General features: G+C 51.0%; 25 protein-coding genes and 1 tRNA gene. 14 read left to right on the forward strand and 12 right to left on the reverse strand.

Going from position 1 to position 23,406, the window contains the following annotated elements:
• Positions 1-75: 75 nt before the first annotated feature.
• Complete coding sequence (locus H3M12_RS08385; RefSeq protein ID WP_129031580.1) at positions 76-258, reverse strand: SPJ_0845 family protein; 183 nt, start codon at positions 256-258, stop codon at positions 76-78.
• A gap of 148 nt (positions 259-406) precedes the next feature.
• Here H3M12_RS08385 and uvrC point away from each other — a divergent pair, with 148 nt between their 5' ends.
• The gene (gene uvrC / locus H3M12_RS08390) at positions 407-2,227 is read left to right on the forward strand and encodes an excinuclease ABC subunit UvrC (protein ID WP_129031579.1); all 1,821 of its coding nucleotides are present in this window, start codon (positions 407-409) and stop codon (positions 2,225-2,227) included.
• 84 nt (positions 2,228-2,311) lie between these two features.
• Positions 2,312-3,604 (forward strand): GTPase ObgE, encoded by a 1,293-nt coding sequence (obgE, locus tag H3M12_RS08395; RefSeq protein ID WP_182150620.1) that lies wholly within the window; start codon positions 2,312-2,314, stop codon positions 3,602-3,604.
• 67 nt (positions 3,605-3,671) lie between these two features.
• Here obgE and H3M12_RS08400 read toward each other — a convergent pair whose 3' ends face one another.
• Positions 3,672-4,367 carry an amino acid ABC transporter permease gene (locus H3M12_RS08400; protein ID WP_182150621.1) on the reverse strand — a complete coding sequence of 232 codons (696 nt, stop codon included), beginning with the start codon at positions 4,365-4,367 and terminating at the stop codon, positions 3,672-3,674.
• Positions 4,368-4,385: 18 nt separating this feature from the next.
• Positions 4,386-5,264: a transporter substrate-binding domain-containing protein gene (locus H3M12_RS08405; RefSeq protein WP_129031576.1), complete on the reverse strand. Its 879-nt coding sequence runs from the start codon at positions 5,262-5,264 to the stop codon at positions 4,386-4,388.
• Between the two features lie 196 nt (positions 5,265-5,460).
• Here H3M12_RS08405 and H3M12_RS08410 point away from each other — a divergent pair, with 196 nt between their 5' ends.
• Positions 5,461-6,948 carry an amidase gene (locus H3M12_RS08410; protein ID WP_182150622.1) on the forward strand — a complete coding sequence of 496 codons (1,488 nt, stop codon included), beginning with the start codon at positions 5,461-5,463 and terminating at the stop codon, positions 6,946-6,948.
• A gap of 110 nt (positions 6,949-7,058) precedes the next feature.
• Here H3M12_RS08410 and H3M12_RS08415 read toward each other — a convergent pair whose 3' ends face one another.
• Together H3M12_RS08415 and H3M12_RS08420 are read right to left on the reverse strand one after the other, a co-directional pair.
• The gene (locus H3M12_RS08415) at positions 7,059-7,817 is read right to left on the reverse strand and encodes a hypothetical protein (RefSeq protein ID WP_129031574.1); all 759 of its coding nucleotides are present in this window, start codon (positions 7,815-7,817) and stop codon (positions 7,059-7,061) included.
• A gap of 14 nt (positions 7,818-7,831) precedes the next feature.
• Entirely contained in the window at positions 7,832-8,104 is a 273-nt protein-coding gene (locus H3M12_RS08420) for a hypothetical protein (protein WP_129031573.1), read from the reverse strand.
• A gap of 163 nt (positions 8,105-8,267) precedes the next feature.
• Between H3M12_RS08420 and rnz the strand changes: the two genes are divergently transcribed.
• From rnz to H3M12_RS08450, 6 genes are all read left to right on the forward strand, one after another.
• Positions 8,268-9,218 (forward strand): ribonuclease Z, encoded by a 951-nt coding sequence (gene rnz / locus H3M12_RS08425; RefSeq protein ID WP_129031572.1) that lies wholly within the window; start codon positions 8,268-8,270, stop codon positions 9,216-9,218.
• On the forward strand, positions 9,215-9,619 hold the full coding sequence (locus H3M12_RS08430; RefSeq protein ID WP_129031571.1) for a LapA family protein: 405 nt from the start codon (positions 9,215-9,217) through the stop codon (positions 9,617-9,619). The genes rnz and H3M12_RS08430 overlap by 4 nt, the downstream gene beginning before the upstream one ends.
• A 66-nt stretch (positions 9,620-9,685) precedes the next feature.
• A complete protein-coding gene (gene recJ, locus H3M12_RS08435) occupies positions 9,686-12,007 on the forward strand; it encodes a single-stranded-DNA-specific exonuclease RecJ (RefSeq protein WP_182150623.1) in 2,322 nt (773 codons plus the stop codon).
• A gap of 17 nt (positions 12,008-12,024) precedes the next feature.
• Positions 12,025-12,543 (forward strand): adenine phosphoribosyltransferase, encoded by a 519-nt coding sequence (locus H3M12_RS08440; RefSeq protein ID WP_129031569.1) that lies wholly within the window; start codon positions 12,025-12,027, stop codon positions 12,541-12,543.
• A 171-nt stretch (positions 12,544-12,714) separates the two neighbouring features.
• On the forward strand, positions 12,715-13,104 hold the full coding sequence (locus H3M12_RS08445) for a TIR domain-containing protein (protein ID WP_129031568.1): 390 nt from the start codon (positions 12,715-12,717) through the stop codon (positions 13,102-13,104).
• A 63-nt stretch (positions 13,105-13,167) separates the two neighbouring features.
• Positions 13,168-13,255: transfer RNA gene (locus H3M12_RS08450), tRNA-Ser, on the forward strand.
• Between the two features lie 269 nt (positions 13,256-13,524).
• Here H3M12_RS08450 and H3M12_RS08455 read toward each other — a convergent pair.
• Together H3M12_RS08455 and H3M12_RS08460 are read right to left on the reverse strand one after the other, a co-directional pair.
• Positions 13,525-13,722: a hypothetical protein gene (locus tag H3M12_RS08455; protein ID WP_129031567.1), complete on the reverse strand. Its 198-nt coding sequence runs from the start codon at positions 13,720-13,722 to the stop codon at positions 13,525-13,527.
• A gap of 657 nt (positions 13,723-14,379) precedes the next feature.
• Positions 14,380-14,820 carry a hypothetical protein gene (locus H3M12_RS08460; RefSeq protein ID WP_129031566.1) on the reverse strand — a complete coding sequence of 147 codons (441 nt, stop codon included), beginning with the start codon at positions 14,818-14,820 and terminating at the stop codon, positions 14,380-14,382.
• A 213-nt stretch (positions 14,821-15,033) separates the two neighbouring features.
• On the opposite strand from H3M12_RS08460, the gene H3M12_RS08465 reads away from it, so the two are divergent.
• Both H3M12_RS08465 and H3M12_RS08470 read left to right on the forward strand, forming a co-directional pair.
• Positions 15,034-16,032 carry an IS30 family transposase gene (locus H3M12_RS08465; RefSeq protein ID WP_182150575.1) on the forward strand — a complete coding sequence of 333 codons (999 nt, stop codon included), beginning with the start codon at positions 15,034-15,036 and terminating at the stop codon, positions 16,030-16,032.
• Positions 16,033-16,336: 304 nt separating this feature from the next.
• Positions 16,337-17,041, forward strand: a complete 705-nt coding sequence (locus tag H3M12_RS08470) for an MIP/aquaporin family protein (protein WP_129031565.1) — start codon at positions 16,337-16,339, stop codon at positions 17,039-17,041.
• A gap of 66 nt (positions 17,042-17,107) precedes the next feature.
• Here H3M12_RS08470 and H3M12_RS08475 read toward each other — a convergent pair whose 3' ends face one another.
• Positions 17,108-17,776, reverse strand: a complete 669-nt coding sequence (locus tag H3M12_RS08475) for a histidine phosphatase family protein (RefSeq protein WP_182150624.1) — start codon at positions 17,774-17,776, stop codon at positions 17,108-17,110.
• A gap of 238 nt (positions 17,777-18,014) precedes the next feature.
• Between H3M12_RS08475 and gnd the strand changes: the two genes are divergently transcribed.
• Positions 18,015-18,917 carry a phosphogluconate dehydrogenase (NAD(+)-dependent, decarboxylating) gene (gene gnd, locus H3M12_RS08480; RefSeq protein WP_182150625.1) on the forward strand — a complete coding sequence of 301 codons (903 nt, stop codon included), beginning with the start codon at positions 18,015-18,017 and terminating at the stop codon, positions 18,915-18,917.
• A 65-nt stretch (positions 18,918-18,982) separates the two neighbouring features.
• Here the strand turns inward: gnd and H3M12_RS08485 are convergent, their stop codons facing one another.
• From H3M12_RS08485 to H3M12_RS08500, 4 genes are all read right to left on the reverse strand, one after another.
• Positions 18,983-19,501 carry a GNAT family N-acetyltransferase gene (locus tag H3M12_RS08485; protein WP_129031562.1) on the reverse strand — a complete coding sequence of 173 codons (519 nt, stop codon included), beginning with the start codon at positions 19,499-19,501 and terminating at the stop codon, positions 18,983-18,985.
• A 17-nt stretch (positions 19,502-19,518) separates the two neighbouring features.
• Positions 19,519-19,971 (reverse strand): MarR family winged helix-turn-helix transcriptional regulator, encoded by a 453-nt coding sequence (locus H3M12_RS08490; RefSeq protein ID WP_129031561.1) that lies wholly within the window; start codon positions 19,969-19,971, stop codon positions 19,519-19,521.
• 135 nt (positions 19,972-20,106) lie between these two features.
• On the reverse strand, positions 20,107-20,292 hold the full coding sequence (locus H3M12_RS08495; RefSeq protein WP_129031560.1) for a PspC domain-containing protein: 186 nt from the start codon (positions 20,290-20,292) through the stop codon (positions 20,107-20,109).
• Positions 20,293-20,317: 25 nt separating this feature from the next.
• Entirely contained in the window at positions 20,318-20,980 is a 663-nt protein-coding gene (locus tag H3M12_RS08500; RefSeq protein WP_129031559.1) for a histidine phosphatase family protein, read from the reverse strand.
• Between the two features lie 169 nt (positions 20,981-21,149).
• Here H3M12_RS08500 and H3M12_RS08505 point away from each other — a divergent pair, with 169 nt between their 5' ends.
• The gene (locus H3M12_RS08505; RefSeq protein WP_129031558.1) at positions 21,150-22,016 is read left to right on the forward strand and encodes a PPK2 family polyphosphate kinase; all 867 of its coding nucleotides are present in this window, start codon (positions 21,150-21,152) and stop codon (positions 22,014-22,016) included.
• A gap of 144 nt (positions 22,017-22,160) precedes the next feature.
• Entirely contained in the window at positions 22,161-23,342 is a 1,182-nt protein-coding gene (locus H3M12_RS08510) for a hydroxymethylglutaryl-CoA synthase (protein ID WP_129031557.1), read from the forward strand.
• Positions 23,343-23,406 lie beyond the last annotated feature (64 nt).

The raw sequence follows: 23,406 nt of genomic DNA on the forward strand, positions 1-23,406 counted from the left end.
CTGGTGGGTGACAGACGAAAAAAGGGCCTGAGACAACTTCTCAGGCCCTTCGTTATTGGTCATGTTCGGTCCAACTTAGTGGTTGGCCCGGTCGATCTTTTCTTGGTCGGTTTTCGTGAGGCCTTTAGCCCGCTTGTTATCCTTGTGGGCATCTTGGCGTTTCAGAAATTTGTCCCGCTTCTCGTCTTTCGGGTCCATTTGGGCAAACTTACCGAACATGGAGTCCAAATCATCTTGGCGTTTTGCTTTCAGTGCCATGCCGCCACCTCCTAACTTCTTTTTAGCTATCATAGCAGAACTGGAGCCATTTGTCATTTTACAGCTTGATGACGGGGGTGGATTGCTTGCGCCGAACGGGGATTCGCTTTATAATTTATTGGCTAAATTAAGAAATGGAGGGATGACTGTGGCGTCGGAATACCTGGAACATAAACTAGCTTTGCTCCCGGGCGAGCCGGGGTGTTACCTGATGAAAAACGTAAATAGCCAAATCATTTACGTCGGTAAGGCCAAAAATTTGAAGAACCGGGTCCGGTCGTACTTTAAGAGTAGTCATACGGGCAAAACGGCCCAGTTAGTCAGCGAAATCGTGGATTTTGAGACTATCATCACGTCGACCGATAAGGAAGCCTTTTTACTCGAAATCACCCTCATTCAGAAGCATCAACCGTACTTTAACATCAAATTAAAGCGGGGGACGGGGTACCCCTACATTAAAATTACCCATGAACGCGACCCGCAATTGTTGCTGGTCAGTGAAATCAAAAAGGATGGTGGTTTTTACTTTGGGCCGTACCCGAACGTTTACGCGGCCGAAGAAACCATCCACTTTTTACAAAAGGTTTACCCGTTGCGTCGGTGTACGGGCTATCAAGGCCGGCCGTGTCTGTACTACCACATGGGGCAGTGCTTAGGCGCATGCTTCAAAGAGGTCCCTGAAGCTGATTATGACCGGCAAATCAAGAAGATCAAATCCTTCTTGAATGGTAACGTGGGCCATGCAGAAGCGGACCTTAAGCGGCGGATGAACGCCGCGGCGGCCGATATGGCCTACGAACGGGCGGCTGATTTACGCGACCAGATTCGCTACATTGAAGCCACCGTTGAAAAGCAAAAGATCATTTCCCATGACCACACGCCCCGCGACATTTTCAACTTTTACCTGAATAAGGGCTGGTTATCGATTCAAATCTTCTTCATCCGGCAAGCGCGGTTGATGAAACGCGAAAAGCGGCTCTTTCCGGTGGTCAGTACGGCTGAAGAAGAATTGGCTAGTTTTATCGTCCAGTTCTACCAACGGAAGAACACGGTCTTGCCCCGGGAGATTTTGGTTCCGGCCAGCCTAGACGGTAAGTTGATCGAAGCCTTACTGCACGTGCCGGTCCGTACCCCCCAACGGGGCACTAAGCGTGATTTGCTCGAAATGGCGGGCAAGAATGCCCGGTTAGTCCTCGAAGAAAAGTTCCGCTTGTTGGAACTCGATGAGAGTAAAACGACCGGTGCGATGAAGGAGATTACCGATGCGTTGGGCATCGCACCAGGACACAAGATTGAGGCCTTTGACCATTCGCACATTCAGGGGGCCGATTTGGTCTCCGCCATGGTCGTCTTCGTGGATGGCCAACCCAACAAAAAGTTATACCGGAAGTATAAATTACGGACCGTGGACCACGCGGACGAAACCTCTAGCACCATTGAAGTCATTCGGCGGCGCTACACGCGGTTACTGAAGGAACACAAGCCGATGCCGTACCTTATCTTGATGGATGGGGGCGACATCCAGATGAACGCGGTCAAGGAGGTCTTAGAGGATGAGTTAGACCTGCATATCCCGGTTGCTGGGATGGTCAAGAATACCCACCATAAGACCGCGGACCTGTTGTTTGGGCCCGCCGACCAACACGTGCACCTAGACCCCAAGAGCCAGGGCTTCTATTTGGTCCAGCGAATTCAAGACGAGGTCCACCGGTTTGCGATTACCTTCCACCGGCAGGTCCACACCAAGCACTCGCTGAGCTCAAAACTCGAAACGATTCCGGGCGTCGGTCCCAAGACGCGCAACAAGCTGTTACGTCACTTTGGCTCGACCAAGAAGATTGGTGAGGCGGACGTGGCCGATTTACAGGCCTTGGGCATCAACCAGACCGTGGCACAGACCATCTTAGTCACACTGAAAGCCGAAGAGTCCACCGAAATCACCAGCCCGCACACGCCCAGTCAACTTTGACGACTCGCGGGTTTGTCGGTATACTAGCCTAGCGAGGTTGACGTCGTTGTCACTGGAACTCCCTAAGAAAATGAGGAAAATAATATGTTTGTAGATCAAGTTAAAATTAATATCAAGGCCGGAAACGGAGGCAACGGAATGGTTGCCTTCCGGCGAGAAAAATTCGTTCCGAATGGCGGTCCTGCCGGCGGCGATGGTGGCCGGGGCGGTAACGTCGTCTTTGAGGTCGATGAAGGCTTGCGGACGTTGATGGACTTTCGTTACCAACGGAAATTCAAGGCCAAAAACGGGGGCAACGGGGCCATCAAGTCGATGACTGGTCGCGGGGCCGACGATTTAATCGTGCAGGTTCCTGAAGGTACCACCGTCATCAATAACGAGACCGGCGCCGTCGTGGGCGATTTAGTCCACAGTGGCGACTCCGTTATCGTGGCCCATGGTGGCCGTGGGGGTCGGGGCAATATCCACTTTGCGTCGCCCAAGAATCCGGCGCCGGAAATCGCGGAAAACGGTGAACCCGGCGAGGAACTCGAAGTGCGGCTCGAACTCAAGGTTTTAGCCGATGTCGGCTTGGTTGGTTTCCCGTCTGTCGGGAAGTCCACTCTGCTGGCCACGGTCACGAGTGCCAAACCAAAGATTGCGGAGTATCACTTTACGACGCTAGTCCCGAATTTGGGGATGGTCCGGTTGGCTGACGGGCAAGACTTCGTGATGGCGGATCTCCCCGGTCTGATCGAAGGAGCCGCCAAAGGGGTTGGCCTGGGCTTTCAGTTCTTACGGCACGTCGAACGGACACGGGTCATCTTACACGTCATCGACATGAGTGGCGTGGAAGGCCGCGACCCCTACGACGATTTCGAAAAAATCAACCAGGAACTCAAGACTTACGATCCCGATATCTTGAAGCGGCCCCAAATCGTGGTGGCCAACAAGATGGATATGCCAGATGCAGCCGACAATTTAGCGCACTTCAAGGAACAGTTAACTCAGGATAAGTTGCTGGCCCAAGCGCCGGAAGTCTTTGCCATTTCGACTATCACCCACGATGGGTTGACGCCGTTATTGCAACGGACCGCGGAAGTGTTGGCAAAAACGCCACAGTTCCCGGTCAAGGACGCGACCGTCAAAACGGCCGAGTACGACTTCAAGGAAAAGCCGGCCTTTACGATCACACGCGATCCGGATGGCACTTGGATTTTGAGTGGCGACAAGTTGGAGAAGTTATTTGGCATGACCGACGTGACCCACGACGAAAGTCTCTTGCGTTTTGCTCGGCAAATGCGGGGGATGGGAGTCGATGCCGCGTTGCGGGATAAAGGCGCCAAGAATGGCGACACCGTTCAAATCGACGACTTTAGTTTTGAATATTTAGCGTAACTCAAAGTAGCAGTAAAACACCAAAAAGCACGTCAACCCTTGTGGTCGGCGTGCTTTTTGGCGTAGGTTAACTTTGGTGACGAAGGGCGCGGTCAGCGCGGCGTTGGTAATCGAAGGCGCGTTCTAGCCAGTTTTGCCCCGCCGTCAACACGACGCAACAGAGCCAATATAAAATGGCAATCGTGATGTAAATGGTCATGTAGTCCTGATTGGCTCCGGCAACGATCTTTGCGTCCATAAACATCTCGGAGACCGTGATCATGGCGGCCAACGAGGTGTTTTTGAACATGTCGAGTAAAATGTTGCCCAACGCAGGTAGGCCAATCCGAAAGGCCTGGGGTAAGATGATGTAGTGAATCACCTTGCGGTAGGATAACCCCAACGAATAGGCCGCTTCGTACTGGCCGTGGTCGATGCCCATAAAGGCGGACCGGAAGACTTCCGACACGAAGGCCGCCGAGACCAGTGTAAACGACAGAATCGCCGCGGGCAGGGCGTTGGCCCCAAAGCCAAAGTAGATAATGAACAGGACGACCAATATCGGGACCCCGCGCATAAACGAGATGTAGGCCCGGGAAAGCCAGTGGAGCAGGCGCCAATGGCTCAATTGCGCCAGGGTCAAAAACAATCCTAAAATGAATGATCCCACAAAGGAAATCGCCGTCAGGTAGATTGACATCGGCAACCCGTGGAGGATCTGCGGGATTGATTCCCAAGCTAAAGGCGCGTTAAAGAACCCCGGAATCGAAAAATAATGTAACATAAATCGACCCCCTTAGGCTTATTGGCCCTTGTACTGGGACTTGATGGTAAAGTTCTTGTCAATGTGGACTGACGGCTGTTTCGTGACGTCCGCACCGTAGTATTTTTCGGATAATTTCTTGATGGTCCCATCTTTCAATAACTTTTGAATCTGTTGATCAATCTCATGTTTGAGCTTGGTGTTGCTCTTCTTCATTAGGATACCCACGCCACCGCTATCGTCGCTGGTGGTGAAGTACATGTTTTTGACGATGTGCAAGCCATTATCTTTGACGGCGGACAACGCCAGTTTTTGCAGGTAGTAGTCATTCATGATGAAGTCGGTCTTCCCTTTTTTGACGTCCTTCAAGTAGACATCGTTGGAGACGTTATCGTAGTTGACCAGTTTAGCGCCCAGCTGTTGGGCGAGCCGTTGGTATCCCGTCCCGGCTTCACCGGCTGATTTCTTACCCTTCAAGTCGGCCCAACTATGAATACCGGAATCATCGCTATTGCGGACCAAGATACTGTTGAACGAGTGCTTATAAGTCGTCGAGAGTGTGTAATCCTTTTTCCGTGCCTTGGATAGGCCAAAGTCGTTAGCCGCCATGTCGGCCTTACCAGTCTTGACCGCTGTCAATTGGCCGTCGACGTTGAGTTCCTTGAATTCGACCTTCTTATGTAGCCCCTTAGCGACGTCGCGGACCACCTCGATGTCAAAGCCCGTAAGCTTCTTGGTCTTGGGATCGTGGAACGACGTGGGGTATAAAGTCCCCGAAGTGGCGACAATCAAGGTTTTCTTGTTCGCAACCTTGGCATTGGTGCTTTGTGCTGACGATTTCCCGCAACCAACGAGTCCCGTACTCAACACGATGCCTAAACCTAACCCTAAAACCAACCATTTTCCTGTCTTATTCATCAAATTTTCAGTCCTTTCGATGTAAAAATTTAAGACTTTTTCAGTATACGGGGTTGAAAACGCTTTTACAACCAGCTATGGTTAATCTATGCAAATAACTTACATAAAAAACCAAATCACGTGAAAACTGCCTCAAGCTCGAAGGTGCGACACTAAGCCGCGGTCAGTTTACGGTGACAAAATGGAGGCCATTTTTATGACAGTCAAAGATTGGATTGGGACGCCGGCGTTGACCTGGGCTCAGCGCATTCGGCAAGGTGACGTGACAAGCGAGGAACTGTTGACGGCAGCGTATGCCGAAATCGACCGGCAGAACCCGGAGCTAAACGCGGTAATTACCACGCGTCGTAAGCGTGCCTTTGCCGAAGCGGCGGCCCAACGCGATACGGGGCAGCCTTTTTTGGGAGTCCCGTTGTTGCTTAAAGGGTTGGGTCAACAGCTCAAGGGGGAGTCGAGTACCAGTGGCTCCAAATTATTGGCGCACAACGTGGCGACGCAGACCAACTTTTTTGTCCAGGCCTTACAAGCCGCGGGATTCATCATCATTGGCCAAACGAACTTTCCCGAATTTGGGTTTAAAAACATCACTGACGCCCAGTTGTATGGGCCGGCCCATAATCCGTGGAACTTAGACTACCAACCAGGTGGCTCATCTGGGGGTGCTGGCGCCAGTGTGGCGGCCGGGTTAGTGCCGCTTGCGGCCGGTAGCGATGGTGGTGGATCGATTCGGATCCCGTCGTCATGGTCCGGGACCATTGGCTTGAAACCGACTCGGGGACGCGTACCTGTGGGCCCCAGCGATTGGCGTTCCTGGCAGGGGGCCGCGATTGATTTTGCCCTGACTCGCTCGATTGCCGATACGGCCGCTTTACTGGATAGCTTGCAGACCCTACAACCAGCGGCCGTGTTCCAAGCCCCGTTGGTCCAACCCGGATTTCAAGCCCAGTTAACGGCACCGCTAACCCCCCAGCCGATTGGCTTTACCACCGAGTCGCCCGTGGGAACGCCGGTCAGTCCCGATGCCGTGGCCGCGGTCCGCGATGCTGCGCAATTCTTGACGGCCCAAGGCTGGCCAGTCGAAGAAATTCACTCGCCTGTCGATGGCGTCGTCTTGATGGAAAGCTATTACACCATGAACGCTGGCGAGACGGCCGCCTTTATGAGCGACTTGGCCGCGTCTTTACAGCGGAAACTGACGCCAGACGACATGGAGCTGTTGACCTGGGCACTCTACCAGACTGGCCGGCAGACCACGGCCGCCGAATACAGTCAAGCACTGAGTAAATGGGACCAGGCCGCCTGGCAGATGGCCCAACTCCACGCCCGTTATCCGATTATTTTGACGCCCACGACGGCCTGGGCGGCTCCGAAAGTAGGGGATTCATTGGTTTCTGCTAGTGATGCCGCTAAGATGGCGACCATTACCGAACTCAAACCGGCCGCGCAGAAGCAATTGATATACGACCAGTGGTTGCCGGCGCTGACCCGGTCACCGTTCACCCAGCTAGCGAACTTAACGGGGGAACCGGCGATTAGTTTACCGACCGCCATCACAGCAACTGGCTTGCCGTTGGGGATTCAATTCAACGCGGCGAAGGGACAAGAAGCCGTTTTACTCCAACTCGGGGCCTTGTTCGAACGGGCCGATCGGTTTAAGTTCTTGCACCCGACAAAATTCGCCTAATGGGTGAACGCTTTCATGTGTGATATTCAGCTAAAAATAACCTAAGGAGTCGTCTCAGCGCAGTACCGTGCTGGGGCGACCCCTTAGGTTATCTGGGGGGGTTGACCGATTTAGTTGACAGCTATGGTTAACCAACGGCTAGGTTTGATGACTTGTTTTTGTTTGGCCGAGTAGGCGCCAGCAAAGGCAATCTTGATCTTTTTGATGATCGGGGCTTGTTGCTGACTAGCCAACCCCGTCGCAAAGGTGTTTAGATGCCCGTTTCCGGGGATAGTCTGCCCGGCACTGGCGTCACTGAGTTGATTGGTGGCGTTGAGTTCCTGGTCGGGGCCTAACCGAATGGCCTGGATTCCGTCGGTGGTTAACGCTTGGTGCCGGTGGTTGGTGATGGTAAACTTAACTTGCAGGGTGTAATACGGACTCTTGAGCGTGGTCAGATTGAGCGCTTGGGCGGCCATTTTCTTGGCATCAGCGGTCTGGGCCACGTTTTTCAGCACCCGCACGGTGGTCAATTTATAAGTGAAACCACCACTCTTCAGGGTCGTTTGGGGATGGTCGACTTGCTTTAAGGTCTGCTTGGTTCCCACCCGGTCGTAGGTGTATTGCCCGCGTTTTGTCAGGTTGCCGGATTTAACGTAGCCGTGGCGCTCGGTTTGCGCTGACGTAGGGTGGAAATCCTGGGCGAAATGTTGCGATGAGGATGCTGCCTTAGTCGTGGATTTAGCGGGTTGGGCCGCGTGGTAGGATTCGCTCGACTCACTCGCTTTTTTAAAGTTAGTTTGGGTCGATTGAGAACTCTGCTGGCAGCCGGTCAACCCGATGGTTAAGAGGCTAAGACCCAAAACGAGTAGTGCTGAATAGCGACGCATGATGCGTCCTCCTTTCACCCCAATAATAATGATTGGGGAATCAAACGGTAACCGTAGAGCCGTTGCGGTGGCGGTCCCGGGAGAAAGAGACTCGTCGTCGGTACGATTTGGCGGGTCCGGGCCCGGAATTGGTCTAAGGTGAGGGCTCGCCCCGTGCCGACCAAAAGGTAAAGGCGGTGGTCGGCAACTTGTAAATCGGCGACTGGCTGATTAGTGGGACCCTCGATAAAGAGGCGTAATCGCGGATCTAAGTCGATGGTCGACCGGTCAAAATCAATTAAGCGCATGTGGGTCGTTCCTCCTCCGTAATCTCCTCAAGTATACCGAATTTTGTGGGGGAACCCTAATCATATTCCTGGCCTGGTTGAAAAGACAAAAGTTGCGATTTGCGCCGAAATCCCCTAAAATAGTGAGCGGACTTTAAAACGATTAGATAGGAACGAAAAAAATATGGAAATTGAATTTTTAGGCACGGGTGCTGGGTCACCCGGGAAGTTTCGGAACGTAACCAGTACGGCGTTGCGGTTATTGGACGAACGTAATTCGGTCTGGTTGTTTGACGTTGGGGAGGCCACGCAACATCAAATCTTGCGCACGACCTTAAAGCCCCGCAAAATCGATAAAATTTTTATTACCCACCTGCACGGCGATCACATCTTTGGTTTGCCGGGGCTGCTCAGTAGTCGGTCGTTTCAGGGTGGCAACTCCCCGTTGACGATTTACGGTCCCAAGGGGATTCGGGACTTCGTTGAGGTCAGTCTGCGGGTCACTGGGACCAAGCTGGCTTACAAGTTGCACTACCAGGAACTGACCGGTGAAGGCTTAGTGTTCGAAGACGACAAGTTTCAGGTCTTTGCCCGGTATCTCGATCACCGGATTACGTGTTACGGGTATCGAATCGTCGAAAAGGACCATCCTGGTGAACTGATGGTCGCCCGGTTACAGGCTGACCAAATTCCGTCCGGCCCGCTTTACGGCCAGCTTAAAGCGGGGAAGACCGTGACGTTGCCCGACGGCCGGATCATCAACGGTCAAGATTACTTAGGACCCGCGCAACCGGGTCGGGTCGTGGCCATTTTAGGTGATACGCGGCAAACGCCGAACGCAGAGAAATTGGCCCAAGACGCCGATGTGCTGGTACACGAAAGTACCTTTGCCAAGGGTGAGGGCAAGTTAGCGCACGCGTACTACCATTCGACCAACATCCAAGCGGCCGAATTAGCCAAGCGCGCGCACGTGAAACTGTTGCTCCTTAACCATATTTCCGCGCGGTACACGGGGAAGATGGCGGCTGAACTCCAGCATCAAGCCCGCGACGTGTTTAAAAACACGCGGGTCGTTAAAGATTTTGATGAATTTCCGGTAGCATTTCATAAAAAGACGGAGGCTTCCAGAGTATGAAGAATCAGTGGCGGATCATTGCGACCATTTTACTGGTCATTGTTGTGGCGGTATTTGCGATTTTAAACGTGGAATCGGTTCCCGTTTCGTTTGGGTTTGCGACGGTCCATTGGCCGCTGATTTTATTACTATTGGTCTCAATCTTGATTGGGGCCGTTCTGATGATTCTTTTTTCGACGATCACCGCGTTTCGGCATAATCACGCTTATAAGGAACTTAAGCAGAGTAGCGATGAACGTATCCAATCGTTGACTGACGAGAACGAACGCCTGCAAAAACGGGTCAAAAATACCGGTAAGCAGGCTGCGGGCCAACAGGATCAAGAGATCCATGCATTGCAAGCTCAAGTCAAGGACTTGCAAACCCAGTTGGCCGCAACGAAACAAGCACCACAAAAATAAACAAGAATTTAACGGGTCTGGGAAGAAGTGTCCCAGGCCCCTGTCTTTTTAGAAAGGATGACGGGAATGATCACGGCCCAATACCATTGGAATAATCACCACGTCGACCAACCCACGTCGGCGGCCCAGGACCTGGCCCACGCGACCCGGGTCTCACCAATTGTGGCACAAATCTTATATAACCGGGGGTTCAAGACGGCGGAGGCGGCCCAAGCGTTTCTCCATCCTGGACCGGAACAACTGCACGATGCGTTGCTGCTCCATGATATGCAAAAGGGGATGGACCGCATCGAGCAGGCCGTTTCTGACGACCAGCAGATTACCATCTACGGAGATTACGATGCCGATGGGGTCACCAGTACGGCCATCATGTATGAGACCTTAAGCACATTAGGTGCCAAGGTGAACTATTATATTCCTAACCGGTTCACAGACGGTTATGGTCCCAACGTGGCGGCGTTCAAGAAGTTGATTGCCGCAGGGACGCAACTCTTCGTAACGGTGGACAACGGGGTCGCGGGTAACGACGCGATTGCGGCGGCTAACGAGGCCGGCGTAGACGTAGTGGTGACCGACCATCACGAGTTGCCAGAGAAGTTACCGGATGCTTACGCCATTATTCATCCCCGTTATCCGGGAGCTGAATACCCCTTTGGCGGCCTATCGGGAGCCGGGGTGGCCTTTAAGGTCGCTCAAGCTTTACGCGACGAGATTCCGCAAGACGTCCTGGATTTGGCCGCTATCGGTACGGTCGCCGACTTGGTCCCGCTAGTCGACGAAAATCGGGTCTTGGTCTACTTTGGTCTGGCCCTGTTACGCCAAGACGACCGGCCGGGGATTCAAGCCTTGTTGAAAACGGCGGGAATTGATCCGGCGACGATTACGGAACAGTCGATTGGTTTTGGCATCGCCCCGCGCCTAAACGCTTTGGGGCGGATGGAGGATGCGACCCCCGCTGTGGAACTGCTCACAACGTTAGACGAAAACGTGGCTCAACAGTTAGCCCAACAGACCGAGACTGAGAACCGTAAACGCCAACAGTTAGTGGCTGACATTAGTACCGCGGCCCTGGCCCAAGCGGCAGATGAGCACCATCAGCATCGGCAGGCCTTGATTATCAGCGGTCACGACTGGCACGAAGGGGTGTTGGGAATCGTGGCTAGTAAGGTCGTCGAACAAACCGGCAAGCCGACGTTGGTGTTAAACGTCGCGGAAGATGGTCATGCCAAGGGATCCGGCCGAAGTGTGGCCGCGTTTAACCTCTTTGCGGCGTTAGACGGCCATCGTGACCTGATGACGGCCTTTGGGGGTCATCACATGGCCGTGGGCTTAACGGTCCCAGCGGACAATCTAGACGCGCTGGCAGACGCCTTAGATGCCGAAGCCGTGGCTCAAGATTTAGCCGCCCAAGGACCGAGCGATGTCACCGTGGCGGCCACGTTACCCGTTCCAGAAGCCACGATGGATTTGTACCATGATTTGCTCCAGTTGGCCCCATTCGGGACGGATAACCCGCAACCACTGTTTACCTTTGAACCGGAAGCGGTGACCCAGGTCAAAGCCATTGGTAAGACCCAGGACCACTTGAAATTCCAGTTGCAGACGGGAACGACCCGGTTAAATGCCATTCAATTTGGGGCGGGGGACCAAGCGGCCGACTTAGGCGCCGCACAAAACGTAGCCGTATTAGGAACTTTGGAAGATAACGTGTGGCAGGGGCGGCACTCCCTTCAGGTCATGGTCAAAGATTTGCAGACCACGTCCCCCGCGGTCGTGACGTTACGGACGACCCAACTCCATCAAGCCATGTTCCAAGCCCCAGGGACCTACCTATTCTTTCACGATAACGTTTATCGGCAACTGGCCCAACAATTACCCTCAGATGCTACAGCGGTGTTGTACACGGGCCAAGACTTAACCCCGTTAGCAGCCGACCAAGCGCTGTACGTGGTGGATTGTCCGGATCTGACTACCGATTTGACGACGGCCTTGACCCAGTTGAAACCGACTAAAATCACGGCTTATTTATACAAGAAAGAAAGTCTTTCACGTTTAGGCATGCCATCACGCGCTGAGTATGCTAAACTATTTAAGTTCGTTACAACACACCAACACGTAGACGTGAGTCATCAATTGGCGCAACTTAGCACGTTTATCCAAATTCCGCGGACACAGTTAGTCTTTATGATTCAGGTCTTCTTTGAATGTGGGTTCATTTCCATTAGCCATGGCATCATGGATGCGGTGGCCCAACCGGCCCACAAGGATTTGACGACGGCCCCGAGTTATCAATTACGGTTGCAGCAGATGCAGACCGAACAAGACTTACTATTTTGTCCCTCAGCGGCGTTAACGCAGCGTCTCCAGAGACTTATCGACTTAAAATAAAGGAGCTAATTTTTAAAATGGCCATTGATTTTACGAAGTACATTGCAAGTGTTCCCGATTATCCGGAAAAGGGGGTCGTCTTCCGCGACATCTCCCCGCTGATGGCTGACGGGGAAGCGTTTCACGCGGCGACTGATCAAATCGTGCAGTACGCCAAGGACAAGGGCGTTGAAATGATCGTAGGCCCCGAAGCCCGTGGGTTTATCGTTGGGTGCCCGGTCGCTTATGAACTGAACGTCGGCTTTGCCCCGGCCCGCAAAGAGGGCAAGTTGCCCCGAGCTACGGTCAAGGCGAGCTACAATCTCGAATACGGCACCTCATCGCTTTACCTGCATCAAGACGCCATCAAACCCGGCCAACGGGTCTTGGTGACGGACGATTTGCTGGCCACGGGGGGCACGATTGGGGCCACGATTAAGCTGGTCGAAGACCTTGGCGGTATCGTGGTCGGCACGGCTTTCTTGATTGAACTCAAGGACCTGCATGGTCGCGACCAGTTGCAGGGGTACGATGTCTTTAGTTTAATGACTTATTAAAACCAACTACCGATTTTTACATCGGTAACCGTAAAGTGCGTCTGGGGAGTTTACCCGCAGGCGCACTTTTTCATTTTGTAAACTAGTTTAATCGGGGATACACAGAATCGCCACAGAGTTGTCACATTCACCGCGTATAATGCCAGTTAAATCAAGAACGGAGGCATTATTGTGAGTCAATTAGTCATTAGTTATCAAGCTGATGACCCGCTAGCCCAGTCCTTTCAACGGCAATTAACGCAGTGGGCGGGTCGTCATTGGGATTTCCCCACCCTAAAATTTCATAATCAGCGGCCTAACGTGGCGTTTGAGACGCACCAGGCTGCCCGCTTAAGGCGGCAATTCAAAGCTGATTTAAAGGCGAGCCAGCGTCTATTGGTGATGATCAGTCGTGAGACGTGGCAATCGCAATGGGCCGATTGGGAAATTAGTCAGGCGACCCAACGGGATAAACGGCTGTTAGCCACTAAATTGGATACGCCTAACATTGCTCCGATGGCGCTGCTAGCTACGGATTCGGTCTGGGTACCACCATTTGACCCGTTGGGGTTAACGCAATAATAAAAAGAATTTTCAAACAAGCCTTGCATTTATATTCATTATTGGTAGAATAGATTAAGTAATGGAGAGTTGGCAGAGTGGTAATGCACCGGACTCGAAATCCGGCGAACCGGCTAATACCGGCGCGCAGGTTCAAATCCTGTACTCTCCTTATTGTCACAAATTAGTGAATTTTATAAAACAAGGAACCCGCCAGATTAATATTTGGCGGGCTTTTGTTTGTGAAAAAAAGCTAAAAAATGTGAAAAGATCAAGTCATTTTGCGCAAATTTTGCGCAAAATCAGGCTCGATTTAGGAGCTAATGTCGCGATTTTGTGACAGGTTAACTACTTTTGAAAAGCACTGTAAAAGAAAACCACGCCGCCTTACTTCAGGAGAACGTGGCTTATTCGTGTTTTGTAAATAAGGGTTATCCTAGTTTACCACCACTTAAATAGGGATTTAGTCGTTTTGTGGTAGACCTTATTGTAGGCTGCCTTTTCGGGATCTTTGAGCCAGCCCATGCCCTTTTTACCGTAGGTTGGGTCGATGGTGCTGCGGGCTTCCCGCTTGAGTCGGCCAGTCGTCCGGGCACTTAAAGACTTCTTGAAACTAGGGGTTCTGTAGCCAAATTTCATGTTATGTTCTCCTCCTTTGATAAGTTGATTTTACGTTATTCAGTCTGCTAAAAGCAAGAACCATGACCATTAAAATATTTATACCAGAAATTACTTTTTAAATTTATACAAATTTGCTAAAATTAAGTTTGCAATATAATATAATATGACGCTTTGGGGGAAAATTATGGTGAAAAGGTTATTGGTATCTGGTCTGATTGCGGTGACTTTTGCTGGGGTTGGCGAAATTGCGGCACCGGCGATAACAGCTAATGCAATTAGTCGAAACGTTGTGATTGCTGTCAATTATGGGCACAAGGCACATCATGGTAAGCATTGCCGGGGGCTAAATCGTGCTAGACGCCATCCAAAGAAGTATGTAAGTACGAACTGGGCCAAAAGCAATCACTATCCGAAATGTAAATGGTGTCATTGGAAATAAGCATGTTGCCAGTAATTTAGTGAGAACCAGTCAAAAAAGTCGTCCGAATGCTGGGGACGACTTTTTTGATCGATTCTATGGGGGAATTGTCAGTAATAATTTGCTAATAAAACGCCAAGCGTCACATAGCAATAATTTTATTATGTTATGAAGTTTATGATTCGAAGACAAAGTTAATCGGTTCCTGATTGAGTGATGACTGAAGCCTTTGAGCGATTTTAATTTTAAGCCTTAACTTAGGGTGAAAAGTAACCGATATATCCTTTGTAGTGGGTAAATCGCTTGGCTTTAAATATTTTGTAGCTGACGTTTTTAAGCCGCTTACCTTGTTTGTAAAAGACCTGATCTGCCGTGTAGGTTTCCTTTAGAATCAGTTTCATGGGCGACGTTTTTCCCTTTAGGCGATAGTACTGGCCAATCTTTTTGTAGTGTACTTGCTTAATGTCTAAGTTATGGCCAAGGGGATAAGGGTCGGACACAGAGTAGGTGTTCTTTTTAAATGAAATCCAACCAATGTGGTCATAGGCATCGCGTAAGGTGTTGTAGGAATAGTCGCCACGTAAGGCCTTAGGAGTCCCTTTATGCCAGGAAGACGCTTGACTGGGGCTAGTGAGACCAACTAGCAAAGTAAAGCTCGAAGCTGTAACTAGTGCTAGATTGGTGATGAGTCTTTTCATGCTGGCACATCTCCTTAAAGTGAATGAGGAAAATAAACATGGTCATGGGGAGCGTCATTTCTACTTGGCAGCAACGTAGCAGAGATGAGCCAATTGATTTGGCCGACGAATTTACAATTGAAGTGCAACAAGTAAGAAAATAAAAATAGACTCCTAGCCTGAGTCCTGTAGAATGAAGTCACCATAACAATCATCTAAAGGAGTTCTTAGGCTATGAGTCCATATACACATCTTACCTTAAAAGACCGCGAATGCATACTGTTAGGTGTAACTTTACACCATACTTACCAGGTTATTGCCAATCAAATCGGTTGTTCCAAAGCCACTGTGTCACGAGAAATTAAACGCAACGGCGGTCGGGGCGCCTATTCCGCCGTAAAAGCCCAGCAGAACTATCAACAGCGCCGATTAAAGAGTCGCCGCCTCAGGGTACTGGAGAATTTAAAGCTACGCGACTTTGTCCTTCACTGCATTCTTCAACGACAATGGTCACCCGAGCAAATCGCCGGTCGTTTATCTTTAGAGACCAGTAATTGGCATATCAGCTACAACACGATTTATCGCGGAATTGAACGAAATAATTTAGGCGTTAAACGTAAAAGTCATGGGGCTCGAGGATTCGCTCGAAAGTTACGACATCGTGGGAAAACTCGTAAGGTTAAAGGAACTGTCAACGAACGACGTGGCCGTTTTAATAATGTCCCATCAGTCCATGAACGACCAGTCTCATGTGAGAATCGGACTCGTTTTGGCCATTGGGAAGGCGATACCGTTCGCGGCAAGGTCGGGCGTTCGGGTTTAGTGTCACTGGTCGACCGTAAGTCACGATACCTTCTGTCTGAGCGTGTACCCAAAGTGAATGCCAAGAATGTGACCCAAGCGATGATCGACCTCCTGCATACAGTCACACCTAAACGCGTTCGTACGCTTACACCAGACCGAGGTACAGAGTTTGCGGGTTATCGTGAAGTCGGTAAAGAGCTTGGTATCTCAGTCTATTTTCCAGACCCGCACGCACCACAACAACGTGGGACCAACGAAAATACCAATGGTCTCATCCGAGAGTATTTTCCCAAAGGAACTGACCTTGATGAACTGACCGATCAAGATATCGCGAAGTTTGTCAGGAATTTAAATAATCGCCCCCGTAAGGTCTTAGGCTGGAAGACACCATCTGAAGTTTTCTTCGGTAAAAAGTTACACTTGATTTGACAATTCGTCCCCATAAAAAAGCCACCCTCCCGCGGATGGAGGGCGACTTTATCTTCTGGATTGACCCTATCCTAGCAGGGTTCGGACTCTAGCACAACTATCTTGTCAAAATCATTCAATTTTGGGCCAATAAATGATTAATAATGCGTTAGCAGCTGAGGAGTAGTCTGAATTGTATAATCCAACCAGGAAAAGCAGCCAATGATCCGTGAATTTTAAAAGAAAGCGCTATATTTATCTTTGATTTATGCTACACTAGCCAAAGAGTTCGTTAATTTAACTAAATTTTAGGATGTGGGTCAACGTGGATGGATTTATTGGTGAGTTTTTTGGCACCTTGATTTTGATTGTTTTGGGAACCGGTGCGTGTGCCGGGGTCAACTTAAAGAAGACCTATGGGACCGGGAGCGATTGGACGTTTATCTCTTTAGCCTGGGGCTTAGCCGTGACCATGGGCGTTTATGTTGCAGGCAGCTTGGGTTCAGACGGCCATTTGAACCCGGCGGTAACCATTGGCTTTGCGCTCTTTGGTTACTTTCCGTGGGGCCAGGTCGTACCGTATCTAGTCGGCCAGTTCTTAGGGGCCTTTGTGGGGGCAGCCCTGGTAATCGTCCAGTTTCGGCCGCACTTCAAGACAACTTCCGCTAAAAACGGCAATTCCGTGGCCATCTTTGCAACCCGGCCGGCTATCAAGAGCCCCTTTTTCAACTTCCTATCAGAAACCATTGCGACCTGGGCATTCATCTTCATTTTGTTAAACCTGGGGGACTTCACCCAAGGGGTTAAACCGTTTATCGTGGGGACTCTGATTGCCGTCGTGGGGATGGGCCTCGGGACGACGACCGGGTTCGCCATTAATCCCGCTCGGGACTGGGGGCCGCGGTTGGCCTGCAGCATTTTACCGGTTCCGAACCGGGGGAGTGCGGAGTGGAGTTACGCATGGGTACCCATGTGTGGGCCACTGCTAGGCGGTATCTTGGCCGCGGGTCTCCAGACACTGATTAAATAGCAGATGACGATAAAAGGGGCTTCACGACCGAATCTATTGGTCGCGGAGCCCTTTACTATTGCAAAATTATTGTTGGTTATAGGCCGTGATTTTCGCTTGGAAGCCAGCGGGAGTAGTAGCGCTTTGAAGTTGTAATGTGGTGACACTGCCGTTACCGGGGAAGACGGTCAACGGATCGAATTGTGGGCCGAACCGAAAGACCAGAGAACGGATGTAAGTGCCGTGGGTGACCACCAGCAGGTGTTGACCGTCTTGGCTTTGGTCTAAGAGGGCCTTTAAGCCCCGGTCTACCCGGTGTTCGAAGGTGGCGCCATCTTCGGATAGGTGTAGTGGGTCGGCGGCGTGCATCGCGTCTCTAGCTGCCGAGAAGGAGGCTTGTTTAATAATCTCTGCTTGGGTGTGTAGACCCAGAGGCTGAGCCGCCTTGATCCAGGACGAGTCATTGTCGGCGCCCTCGAAAGAACCGAAGTAGACTTCCCGAACGTCTGGTAACTGGGTGGGTTCAGCGTGACTAAATTGGTTGGCGGCGATAACGTGGTGGGCGGTATCGATGGCGCGTTTCAAGTCGGATGAGTAGTAGTGGTCGTAACGAACGGCTTGCAGGCGTTGGCCCGTTGCATCGGCAGTCTCTAACCCGGCGGCGGTCAACGGTGAATCCGACCAGCCCTGCAACCGGTCTAAGATGTTGAACAACGTCTGACCGTGGCGGACCAAATCGACAGTGATGGTTTTCATGAGTGACGAATTCCTCCTCGATAAAAATTAGCTACTCATATTATAACGGTTCGCTTGCTTTTTTTGAACGGTCCCCGGATTGAAACCGGTTTAATTGTCGGATTTTCTAAAATAGTTGCGAAATGTAACTTTTTTTCATATTTTAGGCTTGAAATGTGTAAAACTTTTTCATATAATAGTGCTTGTTTGATAAAGGTATAAGGTATTAGGACTTTTCATCAAGGAAGGGAATTTAACAATGAAAATTGGATTAGTTGGATTAGGTAAAATGGGATTGAACTTGGCCCAAAACATGATGGACCACGACCACGAGGTTGTTGGTTTTGATTTGAACCAAGACTTCGTTGACCAAGCAGCTTCATTTGGTGCCGAAGCGGCCACGTCTTTGGAGGACCTATTAAGCAAACTCCCATCACCAAAAATCGTTTGGTTGATGTTACCAGCTGGTAAGCCAACCGAAAGCACGATCGCTACGTTAACGGATACGTTAGCTAAGGGTGACTACATCGTCGACGGTGGGAACTCCTTCTGGAAGAACTCCGTTGAAGATGCTGAAAAGGCTGAAGCCAAGGGCATCAACTTCTTCGACTGTGGGACTTCTGGTGGCCAATCCGGTGCCCGGATCAACGGGAACTTCATGATCGGTGGGACTTCTTTGGAATCCTTTAACGCCGCTTTGAAGCCGGTCTTTGAAGGTATCGCCCAAAAGGACGGTTACTTATACACCGGTGCCGCTGGTTCTGGTCACTACCTGAAGATGGTCCACAATGGGATCGAATACGGGATGATGGAAGCCATCGGTGAAGGCTTCGACGTGCTCGAACACAGCCAATTTGACTATGACAACGAAGCCGTAGCCCGTCTTTGGAACGCTGGCTCCGTCGTTCGGTCATGGCTCATGGAATTGGCTGAAGAAGCCTTTGCTAAGGATGCCAAGTTAGACGAAATCCGCGGAACGATGCACAGTTCTGGTGAAGGTAAGTGGACGTTACAAGAATCCTTAGACCAACAAGTCCCAACGCCAGTCATCGCTCTTTCCTTGATGATGCGTTACCGGTCCATGGAAGACGATACCTTTACGGGTAAAGTGGTTTCTGCTTTACGTAATGGTTTCGGTGGCCATGCGGTCGACAAGGCCTAGTGCCCATTTAAATGAGATTATGATAAAACGCGTCGCCACGATTGTGGTCGACGCGTTTTTTGTGGTTACTCAAGGGTCTTGGCGTAAAGCAGGTCGGTCTGCGGGTCGCTACCCACGGTAAAGGTATGGGCGCCGACTTGGTGAAAGCCTAAGCGCTGATAGAACCCTTGAGCGTTGAAGTTGCGTTCCCACACGCCCAACCACAGCTTGGTCTTTTGCAAGCGGTGCGCTTGGTCTAAGGCCACTTGAAAGAGCCGCTTACCCAACCCCTGATGCTGAAAAGCGGATCGGAGATAGATACGTTCAATCTCTAAGGAATTCGGTCCCATGGCTTCTGTTTGGGCTGGACCGGTATTGAGCTTCAAGTAACCGACAACGGCATCATCCTGAGTCAACAAGAAGAATAGGGAGTGAGGATTAGCAAGTTCCTGGGTGAGTTGGGACGTTGAGTAAGCAGTGTCCAGAAACGCGGCCAAATCGGCGGCGGTGTTTTGAGCGCCAAAGGTCGCGGTAAAGGTGTCGCGACTGATGGTTTGTAGGGCAGGTAAATCGGCTAGGGTGCAATGAATCAGTTTGGTTGCCATGGGGTAAAACTCCTTTGTTAGTAATGACGGGGATGACCGTGTTTGACACCTTCCCAGTCCGTCACGACGTTCAAACGCGCACGGTGTAAGAGTTGCGCTAAGGTCTGCTGCTCAGCGGGCGTTAAGCCAGTAAGGGCGACCTGCGTCGAATGAGTGTTTTCGGCAATCAAACGCGGATAGATGTGCTGGGCCGCTGGGGTGGCGTAGAGCCGACGAATCTTACGGTTGGTGAGATCCGGTCGTTTAACGACCAAGCCTTGATCAACTAATTTTTGGACGGCCCGAATCACGGTGGAGCGGTCGACAAGAATCAATTTGCCTAGGTCTTCTTGAATGATGCCGGGGTGTTCGACGATGCGAATCACATAGAGGTACTGCCCCTTAGTCAGCTGGTATTGCTTGAATTCAACGTTACTGATCGAATCGAGTGCCCGAGCAATCATGCCAATTTCGCGGAGAACATCGGTCATGGAAATCATCACCTTTCAAAAAATCAACTAGGCGTAGTTTACCACAATAATGTTGTATTTACATCAAAAAGCGGCTAAAAAAACGACGTCCAAGTTGGACGTCGTGGTAGGTAACGAATCATGCAGCCCTGTTAGTTAGTCCGGGTCGCCCATGACCATCCAGAGGATCAGGTAGACCAAGATTCCGGGAAAGACCGGCATTAGGGCCAGTATTACGAAGATCACGCGGGCCAAAGTCGTGTTCCAATCGAAATAGCGGGCGAGTCCGCCCACGACACCGGCCAAATACCGGTTGCTAGCAGACCGGTGAATTTTTTTCATCAAAGGGACCCCCTTTCAAATGGGATTAGGATTGGAAATCTAACTTGTTGAAGAAGTCAACGTGAATATCGTCATCGGTAATCTCTAATTTAGTGATACTCCCGTTGGCGGTTGCGACTCCCGTATCGAGGTCGGGCGCGTAACGATCGATGATGGATCGAATCGTCATCCCGTGGGAGACCACCAGGACTTCGTCGCCGTCTTTAGAATTGGCCCGGAGCTTATCGAAACCGCGGTCTAACCGTTTCCAAAACATCGCGTTGTCTTCGGCTTCCCCGTATAGGTCGGCTTGGTGAATCAAATCCCGAGCCTTCTCCAGACCATACGTGCCCAATACGTCGGATTCTGACGTCAATTTGACTTGCGCACCAACGAACTGCCACATCTGGTTGAGATCGTTGCCTTCAAAATAGCCGTGGCATTGTTCGCGGAATTCGGGGTACTGGTACTGGACGATGTTCATATTAGCAGGATTTTGTCGGAGAGCGATATGGGCCGTTTCAATGGCGCGGCCAGAGTCACTGCTGTAAGCAGCGGTAAAAGGGATATTTTTGAGTTGTTCCCCGGCGCGCTTAGCATCAGCCCGTCCCTTAGCGGTGAGAGGGGAATCGATCCACCCCTGAACCTTATTGTAGTGGTTCAACATGGTTTGGCCGTGACGGACAAAATAAGCGGTAATTTTTTTCATAGTTGAGACTCCTCTTTATCGACATTAGGGTACACATTCAGTATAGCAACTCAGTTACTGGAACGCTAAGGTTTTGCTGGCATTGTGCGGACGTAAGACGTTTTACTAAAGGAAATGCGATTAATGGACGGCCGAAACATGGTATGGTGAAGCAAAGGAGATGGGTGGTATGGATTTAACAGCGTATCGGTATACTGGCCAACCAGGGTTAGATTTGGCACAGTGGTCGACACATGAGGTGGCCGCTAAAGCGGATGAGCAACGGGAAGGGGCGCTACCGGACTTGCAGAATTTGCAACGACGGCTGTTTGCCCAAAAGCAGACCGGGGTCGTCGTGATTCTACAGGGAATGGATACGGCCGGCAAGGATGGTTTGATCCGCCACGTTTTTAGTGGTTTGAATCCGTCGGGGACGCAGGTCGAAAGTTTCAAGCAACCGACCTCGGTCGACTTGCAACACGACTTTTTATGGCGGGTGAACCAAGCGTTACCCGAACGAGGAAAAATTGCCATCTTCAATCGTTCCCAGTACGAAGACGTCTTGATCAGTCGGGTGCACCCGGAAATTTTGGTCGGCCAACATTTACCAGGGATTACCCAAGCAGAAGACGTGACGGCTAAGTTCTTTAAGCGGCGTTACAAGGATCTACGCCATTATGAACAATACCTGCGCCATCAAGGAATTGTCACCTACAAGTTCTTTTTACACTTGTCGAAAAACGAGCAAACGAGCCGATTGGCCAAACGGTTGGCCTTACCGGAAAAAAACTGGAAGTTCGATCCGGCCGACCTGAAGGAACGGCGTTACTGGGATGATTACCAGACGGCTTATACCCAGATGTTGGCCCATACAGCCACGGAGAAGCAGCCCTGGTACATCATTCCGGCCGACGATAAGCCCACGGCCCGGTTATTAGTCGCGACGATTTTGGCTGACAATTTAGCAGAATTGAATCCCCAATATCCGCAGGTGACGTCGGCTCAACACCAAGCGTTGTTGGACGTACTAAAAAAGTTAGAAAAGGGTAAAGTCTAATACGGTTGTAATTAGCAAAAAGCGGTCTAACAGCATTAAATAACTTATTAGTTGTAACCTACAATTTTCGTACCTTGCCGAAACAGCATTGAAAATGGTAAAGTTGTTCTCAATGATTGCGTACGCAAGGAGGAAATGAACGAGATGTCCGAACTAAAAGTGGGAATTGATCGGGTAGGGTTTTACACCCCGCGGTTGTATTTAGAGATGACGGACTTAGCCCTTGCACGGGGAGAAGATCCGGCGAAGTATCACGTGGGTATCGGCCAAGATAAACAAGCGGTGATTCCACCGACCCAAGATGTCGTGACCATGGCAGCCAACGCGGCAACCCAGATTTTACGGCCAGAAGACCGTTCCCGGATTAAAATGGTACTGTTCGGGACAGAATCTGGCGTGGATAATTCGAAGGCCACGGCGGTCTATTTGGCGCACCTATTAAACCTAGCTGCGGATACGCGGGCCATTGAACTGAAACAGGCCTGCTATGGGGCCACCGCTGGTTTACAGCTAGCGGCCGATTACGTCCGGGCTCACCCGGACGCCTTAGTGCTTGTAATTGGGGCCGACATCGCCCGTTATGGTTTGCGGACGCCCGGTGAAGTGACTCAGGGTGGCGGTGCCGTGGCTATGTTGGTTAGCGCAGATCCGCAGATCATGGCGTTAGATGCGCAGAGTGCTTACCATACGGCCGACGTAATGGACTTTTGGCGGCCGTTGGATCGGACCGAAGCCCTGGTCGACGGCCGGTACTCCACTAACGTGTACTTAGACTTCTTTAAGCAGACCTGGACGGCGTATCAGCAGCAGACGGGGCGAACGATTGCGGATTTTGCGGCCCTGGCGTTTCATTTACCCTTTACTAAAATGGGACGGAAAGGCTTACGCCAAGTCCTCCCCGAAGCCAGTGCGGCGCACCAGCAAGAGTTGACGGCGGCCTTTGAGGCCAGTCAACTGGATAATCGCAATGTCGGTAACCTCTATACCGGGTCGTTATATCTAAGTCTCTTATCGTTGTGGCGCCATGGGGATTTACGTGCTGGTGATCGCATCGGCTGTTTCAGTTACGGCTCCGGTGCCGAAGGTGAATTTTATAGTGGCGTTCTTCAGCCTGACTACCAACGGGGCTTCGATGATGCCGCGCTGACGACGTTATTGGCTGACCGGCGTGCGGTGAGTGTGGCCGAATATGAGGAACTGTTCCAACAACAGTTACCGAACAATGGCCAGGACGTCCAATTGGCGGTGGGCGCTGACTCGGCTCCGTATTATTTGGCAGGACGACAACATCAACAGCGTCAATATCGGCACCGAATGGAAGCTTAGTGGGGCCGAACTCACTGACGAACCGCATAACGAATTTAATAAGAAATAACGGACATTTCAGAAA

Origin of the sequence: Levilactobacillus suantsaii (assembly GCF_014069315.1) — a bacterium.
Classification (GTDB): domain Bacteria; phylum Bacillota; class Bacilli; order Lactobacillales; family Lactobacillaceae; genus Levilactobacillus; species Levilactobacillus suantsaii.

Coding starts and splice junctions, on each gene's coding strand:
- H3M12_RS08415 (WP_129031574.1), bottom strand. CDS start 7,817: ATGCGTCGCTATTCAGCACTACTCGTTTTGGGTCTTAGCCTCTTAACC.
- obgE (WP_182150620.1), top strand. CDS start 2,312: ATGTTTGTAGATCAAGTTAAAATTAATATCAAGGCCGGAAACGGAGGC.
- H3M12_RS08495 (WP_129031560.1), bottom strand. CDS start 20,292: ATGAAAAAAATTCACCGGTCTGCTAGCAACCGGTATTTGGCCGGTGTC.
- rnz (WP_129031572.1), top strand. CDS start 8,268: ATGGAAATTGAATTTTTAGGCACGGGTGCTGGGTCACCCGGGAAGTTT.
- H3M12_RS08440 (WP_129031569.1), top strand. CDS start 12,025: ATGGCCATTGATTTTACGAAGTACATTGCAAGTGTTCCCGATTATCCG.
- H3M12_RS08455 (WP_129031567.1), bottom strand. CDS start 13,722: ATGAAATTTGGCTACAGAACCCCTAGTTTCAAGAAGTCTTTAAGTGCC.
- H3M12_RS08490 (WP_129031561.1), bottom strand. CDS start 19,971: ATGACCGATGTTCTCCGCGAAATTGGCATGATTGCTCGGGCACTCGAT.
- H3M12_RS08460 (WP_129031566.1), bottom strand. CDS start 14,820: ATGAAAAGACTCATCACCAATCTAGCACTAGTTACAGCTTCGAGCTTT.
- H3M12_RS08500 (WP_129031559.1), bottom strand. CDS start 20,980: ATGAAAAAAATTACCGCTTATTTTGTCCGTCACGGCCAAACCATGTTG.
- H3M12_RS08405 (WP_129031576.1), bottom strand. CDS start 5,264: ATGAATAAGACAGGAAAATGGTTGGTTTTAGGGTTAGGTTTAGGCATC.
- H3M12_RS08400 (WP_182150621.1), bottom strand. CDS start 4,367: ATGTTACATTATTTTTCGATTCCGGGGTTCTTTAACGCGCCTTTAGCT.
- gnd (WP_182150625.1), top strand. CDS start 18,015: ATGAAAATTGGATTAGTTGGATTAGGTAAAATGGGATTGAACTTGGCC.
- recJ (WP_182150623.1), top strand. CDS start 9,686: ATGATCACGGCCCAATACCATTGGAATAATCACCACGTCGACCAACCC.
- H3M12_RS08485 (WP_129031562.1), bottom strand. CDS start 19,501: ATGGCAACCAAACTGATTCATTGCACCCTAGCCGATTTACCTGCCCTA.
- H3M12_RS08420 (WP_129031573.1), bottom strand. CDS start 8,104: ATGCGCTTAATTGATTTTGACCGGTCGACCATCGACTTAGATCCGCGA.
- H3M12_RS08465 (WP_182150575.1), top strand. CDS start 15,034: ATGAGTCCATATACACATCTTACCTTAAAAGACCGCGAATGCATACTG.
- H3M12_RS08430 (WP_129031571.1), top strand. CDS start 9,215: ATGAAGAATCAGTGGCGGATCATTGCGACCATTTTACTGGTCATTGTT.
- H3M12_RS08505 (WP_129031558.1), top strand. CDS start 21,150: ATGGATTTAACAGCGTATCGGTATACTGGCCAACCAGGGTTAGATTTG.
- H3M12_RS08410 (WP_182150622.1), top strand. CDS start 5,461: ATGACAGTCAAAGATTGGATTGGGACGCCGGCGTTGACCTGGGCTCAG.
- H3M12_RS08475 (WP_182150624.1), bottom strand. CDS start 17,776: ATGAAAACCATCACTGTCGATTTGGTCCGCCACGGTCAGACGTTGTTC.
- H3M12_RS08510 (WP_129031557.1), top strand. CDS start 22,161: ATGTCCGAACTAAAAGTGGGAATTGATCGGGTAGGGTTTTACACCCCG.
- H3M12_RS08385 (WP_129031580.1), bottom strand. CDS start 258: ATGGCACTGAAAGCAAAACGCCAAGATGATTTGGACTCCATGTTCGGT.